The 16942-nt window shown below is 74.1% G+C and carries 16 protein-coding genes; 5 read left to right on the top strand and 11 right to left on the bottom strand.

Translation table 11 applies throughout. The annotated features are described in order from the left end of the window. Nucleotides 1-65 precede the first annotated feature (65 nt). From EDD28_RS03420 to EDD28_RS03405, 4 genes are all read right to left on the bottom strand, one after another. Nucleotides 66-848, bottom strand: coding sequence for an ABC transporter ATP-binding protein (locus tag EDD28_RS03420; RefSeq protein WP_123738339.1), 783 nt, complete (start codon nucleotides 846-848; stop codon nucleotides 66-68). 124 nt (nucleotides 849-972) lie between these two features. Beyond that, complete coding sequence (locus EDD28_RS03415) at nucleotides 973-2100, bottom strand: ABC transporter ATP-binding protein (RefSeq protein ID WP_123738338.1); 1128 nt, start codon at nucleotides 2098-2100, stop codon at nucleotides 973-975. Between the two features lie 190 nt (nucleotides 2101-2290). Beyond that, nucleotides 2291-3127, bottom strand: coding sequence for a trehalose-phosphatase (gene otsB / locus EDD28_RS03410; RefSeq protein ID WP_123738337.1), 837 nt, complete (start codon nucleotides 3125-3127; stop codon nucleotides 2291-2293). Further along, complete coding sequence (locus EDD28_RS03405; protein WP_245967897.1) at nucleotides 3120-4583, bottom strand: alpha,alpha-trehalose-phosphate synthase (UDP-forming); 1464 nt, start codon at nucleotides 4581-4583, stop codon at nucleotides 3120-3122. Before EDD28_RS03405 ends, otsB begins: the two co-directional genes overlap by 8 nt. 37 nt (nucleotides 4584-4620) lie before the next feature. Here EDD28_RS03405 and EDD28_RS03400 point away from each other — a divergent pair, with 37 nt between their 5' ends. Then, nucleotides 4621-6336 (top strand): serine/threonine-protein kinase, encoded by a 1716-nt coding sequence (locus tag EDD28_RS03400; protein WP_123738335.1) that lies wholly within the window; start codon nucleotides 4621-4623, stop codon nucleotides 6334-6336. A 173-nt stretch (nucleotides 6337-6509) separates the two neighbouring features. Here EDD28_RS03400 and EDD28_RS03395 read toward each other — a convergent pair whose 3' ends face one another. From EDD28_RS03395 to EDD28_RS03385, 3 genes are read right to left on the bottom strand one after another with little or no spacing between them, the layout of a single operon-like run. Next, the gene (locus EDD28_RS03395; protein ID WP_123738334.1) at nucleotides 6510-7172 is read right to left on the bottom strand and encodes a potassium channel family protein; all 663 of its coding nucleotides are present in this window, start codon (nucleotides 7170-7172) and stop codon (nucleotides 6510-6512) included. Beyond that, a complete protein-coding gene (locus EDD28_RS03390) occupies nucleotides 7165-8535 on the bottom strand; it encodes a TrkH family potassium uptake protein (RefSeq protein WP_123738333.1) in 1371 nt (456 codons plus the stop codon). The genes EDD28_RS03395 and EDD28_RS03390 overlap by 8 nt, the downstream gene beginning before the upstream one ends. Beyond that, entirely contained in the window at nucleotides 8535-9143 is a 609-nt protein-coding gene (locus tag EDD28_RS03385) for a TetR/AcrR family transcriptional regulator (RefSeq protein WP_170169332.1), read from the bottom strand. Before EDD28_RS03385 ends, EDD28_RS03390 begins: the two co-directional genes overlap by 1 nt. 135 nt (nucleotides 9144-9278) lie before the next feature. Here EDD28_RS03385 and EDD28_RS03380 point away from each other — a divergent pair, with 135 nt between their 5' ends. Continuing rightward, a complete protein-coding gene (locus EDD28_RS03380; RefSeq protein WP_123738331.1) occupies nucleotides 9279-10727 on the top strand; it encodes a serine hydrolase in 1449 nt (482 codons plus the stop codon). Nucleotides 10728-10828: 101 nt separating this feature from the next. Here the strand turns inward: EDD28_RS03380 and EDD28_RS17240 are convergent, their stop codons facing one another. Continuing rightward, nucleotides 10829-11122, bottom strand: coding sequence for a Fe-S cluster assembly protein HesB (locus EDD28_RS17240; RefSeq protein WP_170169331.1), 294 nt, complete (start codon nucleotides 11120-11122; stop codon nucleotides 10829-10831). A gap of 301 nt (nucleotides 11123-11423) precedes the next feature. Between EDD28_RS17240 and EDD28_RS03370 the strand changes: the two genes are divergently transcribed. Beyond that, nucleotides 11424-12674, top strand: a complete 1251-nt coding sequence (locus tag EDD28_RS03370) for an alpha-amylase family protein (RefSeq protein WP_245967896.1) — start codon at nucleotides 11424-11426, stop codon at nucleotides 12672-12674. On the opposite strand, the gene EDD28_RS03365 is transcribed toward EDD28_RS03370, so the two are convergent. Then, a complete protein-coding gene (locus tag EDD28_RS03365; RefSeq protein WP_123738330.1) occupies nucleotides 12664-13326 on the bottom strand; it encodes a Type 1 glutamine amidotransferase-like domain-containing protein in 663 nt (220 codons plus the stop codon). The two genes, EDD28_RS03370 and EDD28_RS03365, sit on opposite strands and share 11 nt — an antisense overlap. Nucleotides 13327-13469: 143 nt before the next feature. Here EDD28_RS03365 and EDD28_RS03360 point away from each other — a divergent pair, with 143 nt between their 5' ends. Further along, entirely contained in the window at nucleotides 13470-14690 is a 1221-nt protein-coding gene (locus tag EDD28_RS03360) for an acetoin utilization protein AcuC (protein WP_123738329.1), read from the top strand. A 53-nt stretch (nucleotides 14691-14743) separates the two neighbouring features. Here EDD28_RS03360 and EDD28_RS03355 read toward each other — a convergent pair whose 3' ends face one another. Then, nucleotides 14744-16111, bottom strand: a complete 1368-nt coding sequence (locus EDD28_RS03355; protein ID WP_123738328.1) for a glycoside hydrolase family 15 protein — start codon at nucleotides 16109-16111, stop codon at nucleotides 14744-14746. A 205-nt stretch (nucleotides 16112-16316) separates the two neighbouring features. Continuing rightward, the gene (locus EDD28_RS03350) at nucleotides 16317-16415 is read right to left on the bottom strand and encodes a 30S ribosomal protein bS22 (RefSeq protein ID WP_003792170.1); all 99 of its coding nucleotides are present in this window, start codon (nucleotides 16413-16415) and stop codon (nucleotides 16317-16319) included. Between the two features lie 127 nt (nucleotides 16416-16542). Here EDD28_RS03350 and EDD28_RS03345 point away from each other — a divergent pair, with 127 nt between their 5' ends. Next, on the top strand, nucleotides 16543-16938 hold the full coding sequence (locus EDD28_RS03345; RefSeq protein WP_123738327.1) for a DUF6578 domain-containing protein: 396 nt from the start codon (nucleotides 16543-16545) through the stop codon (nucleotides 16936-16938). Nucleotides 16939-16942: the final 4 nt, after the last annotated feature.

The raw sequence follows: 16942 nt of genomic DNA, 5'->3' as shown, positions 1-16942 counted from the left end.
GAAGGGCCTGGGAAGCTGCCCGGGTGCTGGGCGTGACGGCCGCGGGCGGAGCCGTCGGCGCCGGGTCAGCGCAGACGCTGCGCCGTGAGCGGCGCGGCCTGACGGAGGTCGACGACGACGGGGTGGCGTCCCTTGATGAGCACCTCGCGCAGCGGGCCGGACGCGACGAACGTGCCGTCGGCGAGCACGTGGACCGTCTCGCACAGGCGCTCGACGGCCTCGAGGTCGTGGCTCACGACGAGCACGGAGATCCCGAGGTCCTGGGCGAGCGTGCCGAGCCGGCGCAGCACCTCGGCGCGCAGGCCGGGGTCGATCGCGGTCAGCGGCTCGTCGAGGAGGAGCACGTCGGGCCGCGTGGCGAGGGCGTGGGCGAGCGCGACGCGCTGCTTCTCCCCGCCGGACAGCGTCGCGATCGCGCGGCCCGAGTAGGACGCGTTGAGCGCGACGAAGTTGAGCAGGCTCTCGACCGTCGTCGGGTGCGTCCGGCCGGCGCGGCGCGCCTCCTTGAGGGCTCCGGAGAGGTAGCTCTGCACGGTGAGCCGCGGGTCGCGGAGCAGGATGCCGTTCTGCGACACGGAGCGGACGGAGCCGGCGAAGCGGTGCTTGTCCTTGCGGGCGAGCTTGCCGGGCAGGGGCTTGCCGTGGAAGGACACGCGGCCCGACGACGGCGTGATGACGCCGCGGAGCGCGTTGATGAGCGTCGTCTTGCCGGCGCCCGACGGGCCGATGACGCCGACGGGTGCCGCCCCCGCGCGCAGCTCGAGGTCGACGCCGCGCAGCACGGGCTCGTATCCGTAGGAGACCCCGAGGTCGTACGCCGCGAGGACCGTCTCACCTGCTGTTGCCATGACTTCATTCTCCCCGATGCTCGGTGCGGTCTGAGCACGTACTCACGCGCGCGCCAGCCGCCGGACGCCACGAGGGCGGCCCCGAACGGGACCGCCCTCGTGGTGACTGCTGAGTGCGACGAGGTCAGTTGGGCAGACGCTCGCCGGTCGAGGCGGAGAAGTTGTGCTGCTCGCCCGGACGGATCTTGACCCAGACGTGCTCGCCCTTCTCGGGAACCCGACGCGGGTCGACGCGGACGATGATCTGCGCGTCCCCGGCGCCGGAGGAGATGGCCTCGGCGCCCGGCGTGCCGGCCGCGAGCTGACCGTAGACGAACGCGTCCGAGCCGAGCTCCTCGACGAGGTTGACCTCGACCGGGAACGCGGCCTCGCCGCCCTCGGTGGACAGGTCCAGCGACTCCGGACGGAAGCCGATCTGGATCTTGCCGCCGTCGGCGTCGGTGACCGCCGCGAGCGTCTCGCGCGACAGCGGGATGATGGCGCGGCCGAGGCGAGCGCTGTTCCCGTCGATGTCGAACGTGCCGATGTTCATGGCCGGGGAGCCGATGAAGCCGGCGACGAACACGTTCTGCGGCGTGTCGTACATCTCGCGCGGGGTGCCGACCTGCTGGAGCAGGCCGTCCTTGAGGACCGCGATGCGGTCACCCATCGTGAGGGCCTCGGTCTGGTCGTGCGTCACGTAGACCGTGGTGACCTCGAGACGACGCTGGAGCGCGGCGATCTGAGTGCGGGTCTGGACGCGGAGCTTGGCGTCGAGGTTCGACAGCGGCTCGTCCATGAGGAACACCTGCGGGTTACGCACGATGGCGCGGCCCATGGCGACGCGCTGACGCTGACCACCGGAGAGGGCCTTCGGCTTGCGGTCGAGGTACTGCTCGAGGTCGAGGATCTTGGCGGCGTCCTCGACGCGGCTGCGGATCTCCGCCTTGGGCGTGCCGGCGATCTTGAGCGCGAAGCCCATGTTGTCGGCCACGGACATGTGCGGGTACAGCGCGTAGTTCTGGAACACCATCGCGATGTCGCGGTCCTTCGGCTGCACGTCGGTGACGTCGCGGTCGCCGATGAGGATGCGGCCGGAGTTGACGTCCTCCAGGCCGGCGAGCATGCGCAGCGAGGTGGACTTGCCGCAGCCCGAGGGGCCGACGAGGACGAGGAACTCGCCGTCAGCGATCTCGAGGTTGAGCGAGTCGACCGAGGGACGCGTCGCGCCGGGGTAGATGCGCGTTGCGTGGTCGTAGGTCACGGTGGCCATGGGGGGCCCTTCCCTTCACCGGCAGGTACGTGCCGGACGATCCGTTGTGAAGAGTGGCAGCGACTGCGCTGTCACGTCGAGGCACAGGCAGCACCGCGACGGGCTCATCATGGCACACCGGCGCCACCGGCTGCTGTGAGGTTGCTCACGTTGCGAGACGGACCCGCCGGTGCCCGGTGGCCCGAGCGGGTCAGCGGGCGTCCAGCAGGCGACGCAGCAGGTCGACGACGGCGGCCTCGTCCGGGACGCGCAGTCGCGCCGCCGTCTCTCCGGCGCCCACCTTGACCCCGAGGTCGCCGGGTCGCAGGGCGCGCAGCGCGTCCTCGTCCGTCCGGTCGTCGCCGGCGAACAGCAGCGCGACCTCGGAGTCCGGCACCCCGGCCCGCCGCGCGGCCGTCTCGCGCACCCACGCGACGCCGTCGGCCTTGGTCACGCTCACCACCGCGATCTCGACGACGGCCTTGCCCGTGATCGTGTGGGTCCCCGGGAGCGTCGCCGGACCGGCCAGCGCCGCGCGCTCCGCCGCCTCGGCGTCGCTCGCGGCCGCCTGGCGCGTGTGCAGCGCCCGCGCGTACGGCTTCCGCTCGACCCACACGCCGCTCGCGCTCGACGCGATGGTGCTCAGGCCGTCGTCCAGCCGCTCGAGCAGGCGCGCCTCGTCGTCGTCGAGCTCGGCCGGCGTGGTCTCGGCCAGCGGGCCGTCCTCGCCCTCGCCCGTGACCTCCGAGTGCTCGGCCCCGTGCGAGGTCGCGAGCAGGGTGCCGCGCGGCGGCCGCGCCAGGCGCAGGATGTCCGGCAGCCGCCGTCCCGAGACCAGCGCCAGCGTCATGCCGGGCGCGGCGGCGATGCGCGCGAGCACCGCGTCGGCCCCGTCGACCATCCGCACGGCCATCGGGTCCGAGCCGAGCGGTGCGAGCACCCCGTCGAAGTCGAGCGCGACCGCGACGTGGGGCCGGGCGGCGAGCGCCGCGACCGCGTCGTCGATCCCGTCCCGCGCCGCGTCCGACGCGGCCACCGACTCAACCATGCTGCTCCCGTCCGACTCCGCTGCGCAGCGCCTCGAGGAAGGACGCCGCCCACGACTGGACGTCGTTGTCGAGGACCTTGCGCCGCAGCGAGCGCATCCGGCGCCGCTTCTCGCGCGGGTGCATCTCGATCGCGTACATGATCGCGCGCTTGAGGCCGTCGATGTCGTGCGGGTTGACGAGGACGGCCTGCGTCAGCTCGTCGGCGGCGCCGGCGAACTCGGACAGGACGAGCACGCCGTCCAGGTCGACCCGCGCCGCGACGTACTCCTTGGCGACGAGGTTCATGCCGTCGCGCAGCGCCGTCACGAGCATGACGTCGGCCGCGCGGTAGAGCGCGACCATCTCCTCCAGCGGGTAGGAGTGGTGCAGGTAGTGGATGGCGGCGCGACCGAGCGCGCCGTGGTCGCCGTTGATCCGCCCGACGGTCACCTCGACCTCGTCGCGCAGCACCCGGTAGGACTCGACGGCTTCGCGGGAGGGCGAGGCGACCTGGACGAGCTGGACCCCCGGCGCCGAGACCCGCCCCTCGTCGAGCAGCTCGCCGAAGGCCTTGAGCCGGTGCCCGATGCCCTTGGTGTAGTCGAGCCGGTCGACGCCCAGCAGGAGGACGTCGGGGTCGCCGAGGTCGTGCCGGATCTCCTTGGCGCGCTCGATGATCTCGGGCGAGTGCGCGAGCTGCGAGATCGCGGTCGTGTCGATGGAGATGGGGAACGCGTCGACCCGCACCTGGCGGTCGGGCCGGGTCCACCGGCCGCCGATCGTGACGACGTGACCCCGCGTGGTCAGGTCGGTGAACCGGCGGACGGAGCGCAGGATGTTCCCCGCGTCGCTCGCGCGCTGGGTCCCGATGAGGTCGGCGCCGAGCAGGCCCTCGAGCACCTGGCGTCGCCACGGGAGCTGGGCGAAGATCTCCGGCGGCGGGAACGGGATGTGCAGGAAGAAGCCGATCCGCAGGTCGGGCCGCAGGGTGCGCAGGAGCTGCGGGACGAGCATGAGCTGGTAGTCCTGCACCCACACGGTCGCGCCGTTCGCCGCCGTGCGCGCCGTCTCGGTCGCGAACCGGCGGTTGACGGCGACGTAGGCGTTCCACCACTGCCGGTGGAACTGGGGGTCGACGACGGCGTCGTGCAGCAGCGGCCAGAGCGTCCCGTTGGAGAAGCCCTCGTAGTACAGCTCGACGTCCTGCTCGCTCAGCGTCACCGGGGTGAGCGCGATGTCGTCGTCGACGTACGGCTCCAGCTCGAGACCGGGCGTCCCGGCCCAGCCGACCCAGGCGCCGTCGGTCTCCCGCATGAGCGGCGCGAGCGCCGTGACGAGCCCGCCGGGGGCGCGCTCGGAGGTGATCGTGCCGTCGTCGGCGACCGTGACGTCCACCGGCAGGCGGTTGGCGACGACGACGAAGTCCGCTGACGCGGGCATCCCGTCGGGCTGGGGGTCCTTCGCTGAACTGCTCATCTCTCCACCGTAGGTCAGCCCAGGCTAGGTTCGACCCGTGGCAGGTGAAGGTGACGTCGTCGGCGGGTACACGCTCGTGCGTCGGCTCGGCGCCGGCGGGATGGGCGCCGTCTGGGAGGCGCGGGGCGACGGCGGCGACGGCACGCCCGTCGCGCTCAAGCTGCTCCACCCCGGGATCAGCTCCGATCCCGACGCGCGCGCCCGCCTGGCGCGCGAGGTGGCGAACCTCAACCGGCTGCGCGGGACCAAGGTGTCCCGGGTGCTGGACGCCGAGCTGGATGCCGACGTGCCGTTCATCGTCACCGAGCTCGTCGAGGGGCTGACCCTCGAGGACTCCGTGAGCCAGGAGGGCGCGTTCGACCCGGTGGACCTCTACCCGCTCGCCACCGGCCTCGCGGAGGTCGTGACGCAGGTGCACCGGGTCGGCCTCGTGCACCGGGACATCAAGCCCGGCAACGTCATGGTGACGTACGACGGCCCGGTCCTCATCGACTTCGGCATCGCGCAGATCGTCGAGGACACGCGGCTCACGCACACGGGGTTCGTCACCGGGACGCCGGGCTACCTCGACCCGGCGACGCTCTCGGGCGGCGAGCTCGGCGCCGACGGCGACTGGTACTCCTTCGCCGCGGTGCTGCTGTTCGCCGCCACCGGGCGCGCCCCGTTCGGGCGCGAGCGGATGGAGGTCGTCCTCGCGCGGATGACGGCGGGGCAGCCCGACGTCGCGGGGCTGCCGGGTCAGGTCGCGCAGGCGTTCACCGCGGCGCTCGCGCTCCGCCCGGCCGACCGGCCCCAGCCCGGGGCGCTCCTGCGCGTGCTGCGCCGCTGGGCCGAGGGCAGGTCGGTCGCCGGAACCCAGCCGGCCGCCGGCACTCCCGGGACCGCGGGGATGCCCGCGACGGCGGGCGTGCCCGCGTCCTCGACGCTGCCGGCCCCCAGCTACCCGCCACCCTCGTACGCGCCGGGCGGCGGCGTGGTGAGCGGCGCGCCCGGTGGCGCCTCGGCCGGCTCCGCGTCGTTCCCGGGCGTCCCCGCGCCGACGCCCGCGGAGCAGTCCCGGCTCGTTCCCGGGCCCCTCGGCCCGATGGCGTCCGGACCGTTCGGGCTCCCCGGGCAGCGCGTGCCGGAGCCCTGGGAGCTGCCGCCGCCGACGCGGAGCTGGCTCGTGCTCGCGGTCGGCGCGCTCCTCGTGGCCGGCTCGGTCGTCCTGCCCGGCGTCGCGGTGGTCGTCTCCGTCGTCGGCTTCGTGCTGCTGACCACGGCCGGGCTCATGGAGCGGCGCACGCGCCGGCGCCGGCTCGCGGCCGGCCGGCGCTCGTCGGACCCGTGGGTGGCGACGGCGTGGTCGGTGCCGCTGCTCGCGCTCGGCCTGCTGACCTCGCTCGTGCCGCTGCTCATCGGGACGGTCGCGGCGGCGTGCGTGTGGTGGATCGGCTCGAACCTCGTGCTGACGGACTTCCTCGGCACGGTGCCGGCACCGGCCGGTGCGTTCGTCACGCCCGTCGCCCTCGCGTGCGGGCTCGTCGCGGCGTGGTGGGTCCCGCTCGCCGAGGTCACGCGGCTCGGCGCCCGGGCGTGCTGGGCCCTGCTGGCCCCGACGCGCGGCAGCACCCGCGTGTGGGGGTTGGCGCTCGGCGGCGTCGGCGTGGTGCTCGTGCTCTACGCGCTCGGCAGCGGCGCGTTCGACGGCGCCGCGTCCGAGACCGGCGTCTCCTGGTGGCCGCTCCCGGCACCGCCCGACGTCTGGGGCTGAACCGGCGAGCTCTCAGCCGTCCGTCTGCTGCGCGCGCCGGGCCGTCCGCTCTCCGCGGATCGGCGCACTCGTCCCGGCGGCCGGTGGCGCCGCGCGTGGCCCTGACCTGCGCCGACGCCCGACGACCGCGTGTGCCGTCGCGACCGATCCGCACGGGGCGGACCCCCGGCGGGCTAGGGCCGGGCGGCGAAGCGCTCGAGCAGCGTCGAGTCGCCGGAGACGATGAGCACGTCGGTCGGGTCGATCCGGGTCTCGTCCGTCGCGTACTGGAACGGCTGGCCGGGGGGCTTGACCCCGATGATCGTGACGCCGTAGCGCTTGCGCACCTGCGCCTGGCCGACCGTGAAGCCCCACAGCTCCTTCGGCGGGGCCATCTTGACGATGGCGAACCCGTCCTCCATCTCGATGTAGTCGAGCATCTTCCCCGACACGAGGTGGGCGACGCGCAGGCCGGCGTCGTACTCCGGGTAGACGACGTGGTGCGCCCCGATGCGCCGCAGGATGCGTCCGTGCTCGGCGGAGATGGCCTTGGCCCAGATCTGCGGCACCTCGAAGTCGACGAGGTTGCCGGTGATGAGGACGCTCGCCTCGAGGTGCGTGCCGACCCCGACCACCGCGGTGTGGAAGTCGCGCACACCGAGCTGCTCGAGCGCCTCGGGGTTGGTGGCGTCCGCCTCGACCAGCGGGATCCGCCCGGACCACGTGCGGATCAGCTCGGGGTCCCGCTCGACGCCGAGCACCCGGCGATCGAGGTGGTCGAGCGTGCCGGCGAGCGCCGAGCCGAACCGGCCGAGCCCGATGACGAGCACGGAGTCCTTGTCGATGGAGTCAGCCAATGATCGGCCTTTCTTCTGGGAGGCGGATGACCCGCCGCCGGGAGCGAAGCGCGATGGCGGCCGCGAGGGTCATGGTGCCGGTGCGGCCGAAGAACATGAGCGCGGCGAGGACGATCTTGCCGCCGTCGGGCAGGGCCGGGGTGATCCCGGTGGACAGACCGCACGTCGCGAACGCCGAGATCACCTCGAACAGGATGACGTCGAGCGTGAGGTCGGTCATCCAGAGGAGGAACAGCGTCGCGACGCCGACGACCGTCGCGCCGATGAACGACACCGCCACCGCGAGGCGCAGCGTCGAGCGGTCGATCCGACGACCGAAGGCGTCGATGTCCCGGTCGCCGCGCGCCTCGGCGATGATCGCGAGGAGCATGACGGCCAGCGTCGTCACCTTGATGCCGCCCGCCGTCGACGCCGAGCCGCCGCCGACGAACATGAGCGCGTCCGTGAGGAACCACGTCGCCTCGCGCATCTCGCCAACGCCGATGGTGGAGAACCCCGACGAGCGCGGCATGACGCCGGCGAACAGCGAGCCGAGGATGCGCGTCGGGACGGGCTCGCTGCCGAGCGTCTGCGGGTTGAACCACTCGAACGAGCCGATGAGCAGGACGCCGATCACGACGAGCGCGGACGACATGGCGAGCGTCAGCTTCGTGTGCAGCGCGATCCGGTGGAGGCTGTACCGGTTCTGCCAGAGGTTGAGGATGACGGGGAAGCCGATCGCCCCGATGAACGTCCCGACGATCATCGGCAGGCACATCCACCAGTCGCCGACGTACGGCGCCATGCCCTCCGGCAGGATGACGAAGCCCGCGTTGTTGAACGTGGAGATCGCCAGGAACGTCGCCTCCCACGCCGCCCGGCCGACCGGGACACCGAGCGTGAGGAACCGCGGGAACAGCACGAGCGCGAGCAGCACCTCGATCGCCACGGACGCGGCGATGACCGCCCGGATGAGGCTGCCCACCTCGCCGAGCCTGTTCGTCTTGGTCTCGCTCGCGGTGAGGAGGCGCTGCGTCAGGCCGATCCGCCGGGAGACGGCGAGACCGAGGATCGAGGCGAGCGTCATGACGCCGAGGCCGCCGACCTTGATCGCGACCGCCAGGACCACCTGGCCGTAGGCCGACCAGTAGGTCGCGGTGTCGACCACCGTCAGGCCGGTGACGCACACGGCCGACGTCGCGGTGAACAGCGCGGTGATGAGGGAGGGTCGCTCGCCCGTCGCCGTCGCGGCGGGCGTCCAGAGCAGGAACGTCACCGTGAGGACGACGCCGGCGAACACCGTGACGGCCAGGCGCGCGGGGGAGTGGCGGGCGATCCGGTCGACGAGGTCGCGCCCCGCGGCGAGCGGTGTGGGGATCTCCACTAGCGCCCCCAGTCCCCGAGGCCGCCCTGGAGCGAGCCGAGGACGGTGGTGACGACGGCCGGCCGCTCGTCCTCCCGGCTGCCGCGGCGGACCCACTCGCGTGTGACGCCGTCGAGCAGCGCGACGTGACCGGCGAGCGCGTAGTGACGCTCCGGCCGCGGGTCGGGGTGGAGGAAGCCGGCGAGCCGGTCGAGGTGGGCGACGCGCGCGGCCGCGCGGGCCAGCTCGGCCTCGGTCGGCTCGGCGCCGACGCCGTCGAGCGCGCTCGCCCAGGCGCCGGGGTGGCGTGCGGCGTGGGTGAGGTGGGCGTCGACGACGACCCGGACCCGGTCGCGCGCGCCGCTGCCGGCGGGGAGCGCGTCCAGCGCGGCCGTGACGGCGTCGTCGAGCTCCGCGAGCCGGTGGGCGACGGACGCGGCGTAGAGGTCGGCCTTGGTGGGGAAGTAGTGGTAGACGAGCGGCTCGGAGGAGTCCGAGGCGCGGGCGACGTCGGCGACCGTCACCTGGTCGAACGGCCGCTCGTCGAACCCCGCGCACGCCGCCGCTACGATGGCGGCGCGGCGCTGCTCGGCGCTCAGGCGCCGGCGGCGATCGGGCGCGGAGGTCACGCCCGACACCCTAGACCGAGCGCCGCCCGAGGCCCGTGCGCCGCGTCCGAGCATCAGGCCGTCTCCGTCACGTGGCTCCCGTCGTTCATACCCCCGGCGGAGGTGTCGGGTGGCTCGGGATGATGGGGTGGAGGCATGGACATCTCCACCACCCCCGTCCGCCCCCCGTCCACCACGGCTCGCCGACGCGTGGCCGCCGCGCTCGCCCTCGGCGTGCTCGTCCCGGTCCTCGCGGCGTGCGGCGACGCGACCGATCCCGAGTCGCCGGTGTCGAGCGCGTCGACCGCCGCGTCGCCAGCGTCGTCCGACGCGACGGATGCCGCCGACGTCGACCCGGTCGAGGTCCCGGACACCGCCGTCGGGCGCGAGGTGAGCTGGGTGCTCGGCGCGATCGACCCGGCGACGCCCGTGACGGCGGAGGACGCGGCGGCGCACCTCGGCGAGGCCGCCAGCGCCGCGATCTCGGGTGAGGAGCTCGTGGTGGCGTTCGCGCAGGTCGCGGCGTCGGGGCCGTGGCGCGTCGTGAGCTACACGGGGACCGAGACCGAGGCGGTCGCCACGATCCGGTCGCCGGCCGACGACGAGCTCGACCTCACGGTGACGCTCGACGAGGCGGGCCTCGTCTCGGCCCTGCTGTTCGCGCCGGCGTTCGAGCGGACGCCGGCGACGTCCTGGGAGGAGCTGACCGCGGCCGTGGCGGCGATGCCGGCCGAGACGACGCTCGTGGTCGTCGACGTCACCGACCCCGCCGCGCCGAGCGAGGTGTTCGCGGCCGGGGACGAGGTCGCCGCGCCCATCGGCTCGGTGTTCAAGCTGTACGTGCTGGGCGCCGTCGTGCAGGCGGTGGCCGACGGCACGCTGAGCTGGGACGACACCGTGACGGTGACGGACGCGCTGCGCAGCCTGCCGAGCGGCGAGCTGCAGAACGAGCCGGCGGGGACGAGCGTCACGGTGCGCGAGGCGGCCCAGGCCATGATCGAGATCTCCGACAACACGGCGACCGACCTGCTCATCGACGCCGTCGGGCGCGCGGCGGTCGAGGACCAGCTCGTCGCGATGGGGCACTCCGACCCCGGGCTGAACCGGCCGTTCCTCATGACGCGCGAGCTGTTCTGGATCGGCTGGGGCGACGACGGCGCCTACCGCGAGCGCTGGGCCGGCGCGGACGAGGCGGGGCGGCGCGCGCTGCTCGCGGAGCTCCCGGAGGGTCCCCCCGAGATCGCGACCGTGCTCGACGAGGTCGTGTGGCCCGACGGCGCGGACTGGTTCGCGACACCGGACGACATCGTCGCGGCCCACGTCGCGCTCGGCCGACTCGCCGAGACACCGGCGGGCGAGCCGCTGGCGCAGATCCTCGGCACCAACCCGGGGTTCGCGCCCGACCAGGTCGCCGAGTTCGACACCGTCGCGTTCAAGGGCGGCAGCTCGACCGGCGAGCTGGCGCTGACGTGGCGGCTCACGACGTCGGACGCCGCCTGGGTGGTCGTGCTCCAGGCCCGGTCGGAGGACCCGGCCGCGACGGCCGACCCGCGGCCCTACGTCGGGGCGGCCGGCGACGCGGTCGCGCTGCTCGACGTGGGCTGAGGGCGCGGGCCGGACAGCGGTGCGGCCGGGGACGCGGGGGAGCGTCCCCGGCCGCTGACCTCGCGCGTCGCAGCAGGGGGAGGTGCGACGTCAGCGAGGCCTCACACCGACTTTGGTGTGAGCACGAAGCCCGGCTCCGCGTCCGGCGTCGGGGCCGGTGCGGTGTCGAGCACGAGCTCGTCGAGCTGGTCGGCGGCGTCCGCGTCGACGAACACCGGGGTCCCGGTGGTCTGGATGACCTGGTCCGTCGACTCGGGCGCCGGGGTGAGCGCGAGCTCGAGGCCACCGGGCTGGACGGCGGACCGGGCGATCCGGAGCCCGCCGCCGGCGGGGAGGTCGGCGCGGGTGGCGACGTCGTCGACGGCGCTCTGGGCGTTCTCGGTCAGGGTCAGCATGGGTGACTCCTCTCGATCGCGAGGCTCGCGGACGGTCCGCGGGCGTCCCTCCACACGAACACCCCGAGCGCGAGGTGGCAAGGGTCCCGGTCTCATCGTGAGACAGGTGTCTCGAACAACGGGATGCCCTGCCGCACCCCCTCGACGCGGTCGGCCGCGCGACGTACCGTGCGCTCCTGCTGTGCCGCACCTCACCGGGACCCCGTTGCTGAGGTTGACTCAACGCGAGTATGCTCGCGGTAGTTGAGTAACACTCAGTAGCGCCGGTCGCTCGACCGGCCCGCATCAGCAGGAGGTCGCGATGACACCGGTCCCGATGGCCAACGAGGCCCCGGCCTGGACCCAGCACGTCATGTGGTGGCAGGTCTACCCGCTCGGCGTCGACGGTCGCGACGTCCGCGGCGAGCACGTCCCGGCCGGCCCCGGTGAGGGACTGGCCCGGCTGCACCCCTACCTCGACCACCTGGTGTCGCTCGGGCTCAACGGGCTCGCCCTCGGCCCGGTCTTCGCGAGCAGCACGCACGGCTACGACACGCTCGACCACCGCGCGATCGACCCCCGGCTCGGGACGCGCGAGGACTTCGACGCGCTCGTCGCCGCGTGCCGCGAGCGCGGCATCCGCATCCTGCTCGACGGCGTGTTCAACCACGTGGGCGAGCACCACGAGCTGGCCCGTCGCGCGATCGCCGAGGGGCCGGGCGGGGAGTACGCGGACTGGTTCCGGATCGACTGGCACGCCGACGGCGGCCCCCGGTTCGCGGACTTCGAGGGGCACGGCTCGCTGGTCGCCCTCAACCACGCGAACCCGGCCGTGCAGGACTGGGTCGCGGGGATCATGTCCTTCTGGCTGGCCGCCGGTGCGGACGGGTGGCGCCTCGACGCCGCCTACGCCGTCGACCCGGAGCTCTGGGCCGCCGTGCTGCCGCGGGTGCGGGCCGAGCACCCGGACGCGTGGATCGTCGGCGAGATGATCCACGGCGACTACGCGGCGTACGCCGAGCGCGCGACGCTGGACTCGGTCACCGAGTACGAGCTGTGGAAGGCGATCTGGAGCAGCCTGCGATCCGAGAACTTCTTCGAGCTCGACTGGACCCTGCGCCGCCACGAGGACCTGCTCGCGTCGATGGTGCCGATGACCTTCGTCGGGAACCACGACGTCACGCGGATCGCGAGCCAGGTCGGGGTGGACCGGAGCTCCCTCGCGCTCGCGATCCTCGCGACCGTCGGCGGCATCCCGTCGATCTACTACGGCGACGAGCTGGGCTGGCAGGCCGTCAAGGAGGACCGGCTCGGCGGCGACGACGCCGTGCGCCCGGCGCTGCCCGCCGACCCGGCCGAGCTGGCGGGCGAGACGTGGCTGCTCGACGTCCACCGCGAGCTGATCGGCCTGCGCAGGCGGCACCCGTGGCTCGTGCGCGCCCGCGTCGTCGTCGACGACCTCAGCAACACCCGGCTCGCCTACCGGGCGGTGGCCCGGGACGGCGAGGGCGAGCTGCGCGTCGTGCTCGAGCTGCTCCCCGACGGTGGGGGCAGGTACGAGATCACCGAGTGAGCTGGAACCAGCGCCCCTCGGAGACCACCTCCGCGTGGCCGTCGACGACCCGGATCGCCGTCTGCTCGTCGATCGCGTAGGCGGGGCCGCCGATGTCGGCCGCCCAGCGCTCGGCGGCCTCCAGCGTGTTCGTGGGGAACGCGTCGAGGTGCGGGAAGATCGAGAACTCGACGACGCCCAGCGTGCGGTCGTCCGGGGCGCCGGCCCACTCGACGAAGAGGTCGCCGATCCGCGGGGTCATCACCATGCTGCCGGCGCTGACGCCGACCCAGACGGTGTCCGGCAGCGACGGGAACAGGTCGGCCAGCCCGGACTTGCGCAGCCAGTGGCCGAGGTAGGTCGCGTCGCCGCCGTCGACCAGCAGCACGTCGGCCCCGCGCACCCACGGCTCCCAGCGCTCGCGTCCGATCGACGGCAGGGCGGTGAGCTCGAGCGCTCCCAGCGAGGCCCAGCCGAGGCCCGTGAGGTGCCGGAACGACGGTTCGGCTGCCAGCAGGCCGCGGACCGACGCCGGCCCGCACATCGGGTGCCCCCACTGCGCCGTCGGGACGCACAGGGCGTGGCACTCCTCGATCGGCTTGCCGAGGAGGTCCGTGAGCGCCGCGCGGATGGTCGGGTTCGTGACGCCGCCCGACGTCAGCAGGAGCTTCACGGCATGCCTCCGGAGTCGTCGGTCGATCTGCTGTCCGCCCCGGCCGGGTGGGGCCGGCGCGTGGGGGGATCCTGTCACCCGGGCCGCGGCAGCGTCCATCGTCGGCGGCGGGCTACCCTGGCGGGCAGCGCACGGAGGTGAGGATGACGACGTCCACGCGACACGAGACAGCGCAGCTCCACCCGGCCGGCGGGCTGGTCCGCCGGCCGACGGCAGGTTTCGCGTGGGCGAACGACCTTCCCCGCTACGACTTCGGTCCCGGCCACCCGATGGCGCCGATCCGGCTGGAGCTGACGCGCGAGCTCGTCCGCTGGCTGCGGATCCCCGGCCTCGTCGACGTGCCCGTCCCCGACGTCCCCGACGAGCTGCTGGAGCTCGTCCACGACCCGGCCTTCGTCGCCGCCGTGCAGGCGGGCGCGGTCGGCATCCGGTCGGCCGAGTTCGGGCTCGGCACCGACGACAACCCGGTCTTCCCCGAGATCCACACGGCCTCCAGCCGGATCGTCGGCTCGACCGTCGCGGCGGCGCGCAGCGTCTGGACGGGGCAGGTGCCGCGCGCGGTGTCGATCGCCGGCGGGATGCACCACGCGATGCCGGCGAGGGCGTCGGGGTTCTGCGTGTACAACGACGTCGGCGTCGCGATCCGCTGGCTGCTCGACAACGGCGCACGCCGCGTGGCGTACGTCGACCTCGACGCGCACCACGGCGACGGCGTCGAGCGCATCTTCTGGGACGACCCGCGCGTGCTCACCATCTCGGTGCACGAGTCGGGCCTCACGCTGTTCCCCGGCACCGGGTTCCCCTACGAGACGGGCGGCCCCGGCGCCGAGGGGCTCGCCGTCAACGTCGCGCTGCCGGCGCGGACGCGCGGGGACGCGTGGCTGCGCGCGATCGACGCGGTCGTGCCGCCGCTCGTCGAGGAGTTCGCGCCCGACGTCCTGGTCTCCCAGCACGGCGCCGACGCGCACGGCAGCGACCCGCTGACCAACCTCCGGGTGAGCGTCGACCACCAGCTCGCCGGCGCGCGGATGATGCGCGACCTCGCGGACCGGTTCGCCGCCGGGCGCTGGGTCGCCACGGGCGGCGGCGGGTACACGGTCGTCGAGGTGGTGCCGCGCGTGTGGGCCGGCCTGGCCGCCGTCGCCGCCGGTCTCGACCCCGACCTTGGCCAGCGACTGCCGCTGCGCTGGCGGCTCGACGTGTCCGAGCGCGGGCTGCCAGCCCCGCTGATGTGGGGCGACGGGGAGACGGTGACGCTGCGGCCCTTCTCGGCCGGCTACGACCCCGCCGACGACGTGGACCGCGCCATCGTCGCCACGCGCCACGCGGTGTTCCCCCACCGCGGGCTCGACCCCGGCTGGTAGCCCGGGCGGCGCGAGGAGCGACGCGGACGACCGCGAACGTGGGGTTGCGTCGGTCACGGGTGGTCGTCGAGCGCGCACACCGCGAGGACGAGGTTGGCCGCCGACCACGCCAGCGGCGCGACGGCGGCGGGGGACCCGTCGGCCAGCACCTTCTCCGGGATCGCCCCCGAGGCCGTTCGATGCTCGAGCGTCCAGTCGATCAGCTCGCGCGCGAGCTCCTCCTCGCCCGCGCTCGCGGCGGTCAGCGCGTACAGCGTCGTCTCCGGCGTCCAGGAGATCCCGTCGTGCCGCCAGGTCGCGCCCGGCGCGACGCCGCCCGAGACCCGCGACATGTCCGCGACGGAGGCGAGCCACGCGTCCTCGGCGCCCTCGGTCCCCGAGCCGATCGGGGGCAGGAGGAACGCCGTCGCCGCGTCGCGCCCGTCGGTGAACGCCGAGCCGCCGGAGCGCCGGAAGTCGGGGCCGAACCTGTCGACGACGGCCTCCCGCACCAGGTCGGCGCGGACCCCGGCCGCCGTCGCGTCCCGCGTCCCGATGACGGGTGCCAGCTCTCGCGCCGCCTCGAGGCCGGCGAGCACGACGGCCGCCGTCCCCAGCGTCAGGTCCGTCTCCACGCGCTCCCAGTAGTCGGAGGACGGCGGCGGCAGGTGGCCGTCGTCGTCCGTCGCCGCCAGGAGGGTGCCGGTCGCCCGGTCGAGGAGGGGACGCAGGTGCCGCCGCGCGTCGTCGAGGGCGATGCGGTCGTCGGTCGCGTCGTCGGCCAGGACCGAGGCCGCGGCCCAGAGCACCCACCCGGCGCCGTCGAGCTGGTCCGCGCGAGCGTCGGGCACCCCGTCGCCGGTCGGCAGGTAGCGAGCGGCGAACGTGTCGCCGTGCTCGGTGGTCGCGTCGGCGAGGAAGGCGAGGATCTCGACGGCGTCCGTCCAGTGCCCCGTCCGGGCCAGCGCGACCGCGACGAACGCCGCGTCCCGCGGCCACACGTAGCGCCAGCGGTCCTCCCACCCCGCGACCACCGCGCCGGGGGCGTGCGGCTCCCGGCCCTCGATCTGTGCGCCGACGAGGGCGTGGATGTCGAGGAGCGCCTGCGCGACGGCCTCGGCGTCGGACCCCGTGCCGCAGGTCTCACCGGCCGCGAGCCACGCGCGATGTTCGGCCGCGACCGCGAGGCTCGCCTCGTCGTCGGCCGTGGCGAGCACGCGCGAGCCCGGGTGGTAGACGGCGGCGGTGCCGGCCGGGAGCTCGTGCAGGAGGCCGGTGCCGTCGACGTGGACGCCGTCCTGGTAGAGGTCGATCCGGGCCGTCGGTCGCATCGGCGCCCCGGCGAGCGCGACGACGAGCGCACCGGTGACGGCCACGGCGAGGGTGCGCAGGACGCGCGCGACGAGAGGGTCGCCCGTCCGCAGGTGTCGCACCGTTGCCACCCGCCGACCGTACCCCGCGCCGCGACGGCCGCGGGCGAGATGTCGGGAGGTTCAGCCCCGCGGGCGCGAGGTTCCGCCGAGAGGATGGCCGAGGCCCCGCCCGGGGGCGGAGTCGCCCGGCCGAGAGGCCGGTGCGGGAGCCCGGAACGCGCAAGGGCCCCGCCGATGTCCGGCGGGGCCCTCGCTCGTCGTCGCTAGGACGGCGTCACTTCTTGTTGCGACGCTGGTGGCGCGTCTTGCGAAGCAGCTTGCGGTGCTTCTTCTTCGCCATGCGCTTGCGGCGCTTCTTGATGACGGAACCCATGGGTACCTCACTCGACTCGGACGGGATGACGGACTCCACCGCGACGTGGAGCCCGAGAGTCCCGGAGAAGTGCGTCGCGTGGAAACGAATCCCCAGCATCCTACCGTGCGCGTGGCAGGCTGGTCGCATGCTCCTCGTGTGGGTCGATGCGTGGCAGATGCAGTGCTGCGGCGACCCGTTCGCGGTCGGCTCCCGCGTCGCGTGGACGCTGAGCGAGCCGGATCGCGAGTGGTTGGCCTCCGTCCTCGGCGACGACGCGGCCCGGCGCGTGACCCACCGGGAGGAGCATCACGGCGGGCTGTCGGACGACACGGAGGCAACGGTCGGCGTCGTCACGCGGATCCGGGCCGTGAGCAGCGGCTTCGGGCCGGACCCGAGCGGCGTCGGTGCGACGCCCGTGCACGTCCCGGTCCCCGGCACCGCATCGGTCGTCGACGTGTCCGACGCCGACGGCTGGCACCCCGAGACGGATGATGTCCGCTTCACCGGCTACCTCGTCGACGTTCGACGAGCCGAAAGGTAGGAAC

Source organism: Salana multivorans (assembly GCF_003751805.1).
In the GTDB taxonomy this organism is placed as follows: Bacteria; Actinomycetota; Actinomycetes; order Actinomycetales; family Beutenbergiaceae; genus Salana; species Salana multivorans.
Note: the sequence above shows the minus strand (reverse complement) of the source record. Positions and strands in the feature narration are given on the sequence as shown.

What these genes read in the sequence shown, in the direction of transcription:
- EDD28_RS03420 (WP_123738339.1), bottom strand. Translation starts at nt 848, where the DNA reads ATGGCAACAGCAGGTGAGACGGTCCTCGCGGCGTACGACCTCGGGGTC.
- EDD28_RS03415 (WP_123738338.1), bottom strand. Translation starts at nt 2,100, where the DNA reads ATGGCCACCGTGACCTACGACCACGCAACGCGCATCTACCCCGGCGCG.
- otsB (WP_123738337.1), bottom strand. Translation starts at nt 3,127, where the DNA reads ATGGTTGAGTCGGTGGCCGCGTCGGACGCGGCGCGGGACGGGATCGAC.
- EDD28_RS03405 (WP_245967897.1), bottom strand. Translation starts at nt 4,583, where the DNA reads ATGAGCAGTTCAGCGAAGGACCCCCAGCCCGACGGGATGCCCGCGTCA.
- EDD28_RS03380 (WP_123738331.1), top strand. Translation starts at nt 9,279, where the DNA reads ATGGACATCTCCACCACCCCCGTCCGCCCCCCGTCCACCACGGCTCGC.
- EDD28_RS17240 (WP_170169331.1), bottom strand. Translation starts at nt 11,122, where the DNA reads ATGCTGACCCTGACCGAGAACGCCCAGAGCGCCGTCGACGACGTCGCC.
- EDD28_RS03370 (WP_245967896.1), top strand. Translation starts at nt 11,424, where the DNA reads ATGACACCGGTCCCGATGGCCAACGAGGCCCCGGCCTGGACCCAGCAC.
- EDD28_RS03360 (WP_123738329.1), top strand. Translation starts at nt 13,470, where the DNA reads ATGACGACGTCCACGCGACACGAGACAGCGCAGCTCCACCCGGCCGGC.
- EDD28_RS03350 (WP_003792170.1), bottom strand. Translation starts at nt 16,415, where the DNA reads ATGGGTTCCGTCATCAAGAAGCGCCGCAAGCGCATGGCGAAGAAGAAG.
- EDD28_RS03345 (WP_123738327.1), top strand. Translation starts at nt 16,543, where the DNA reads ATGCTCCTCGTGTGGGTCGATGCGTGGCAGATGCAGTGCTGCGGCGAC.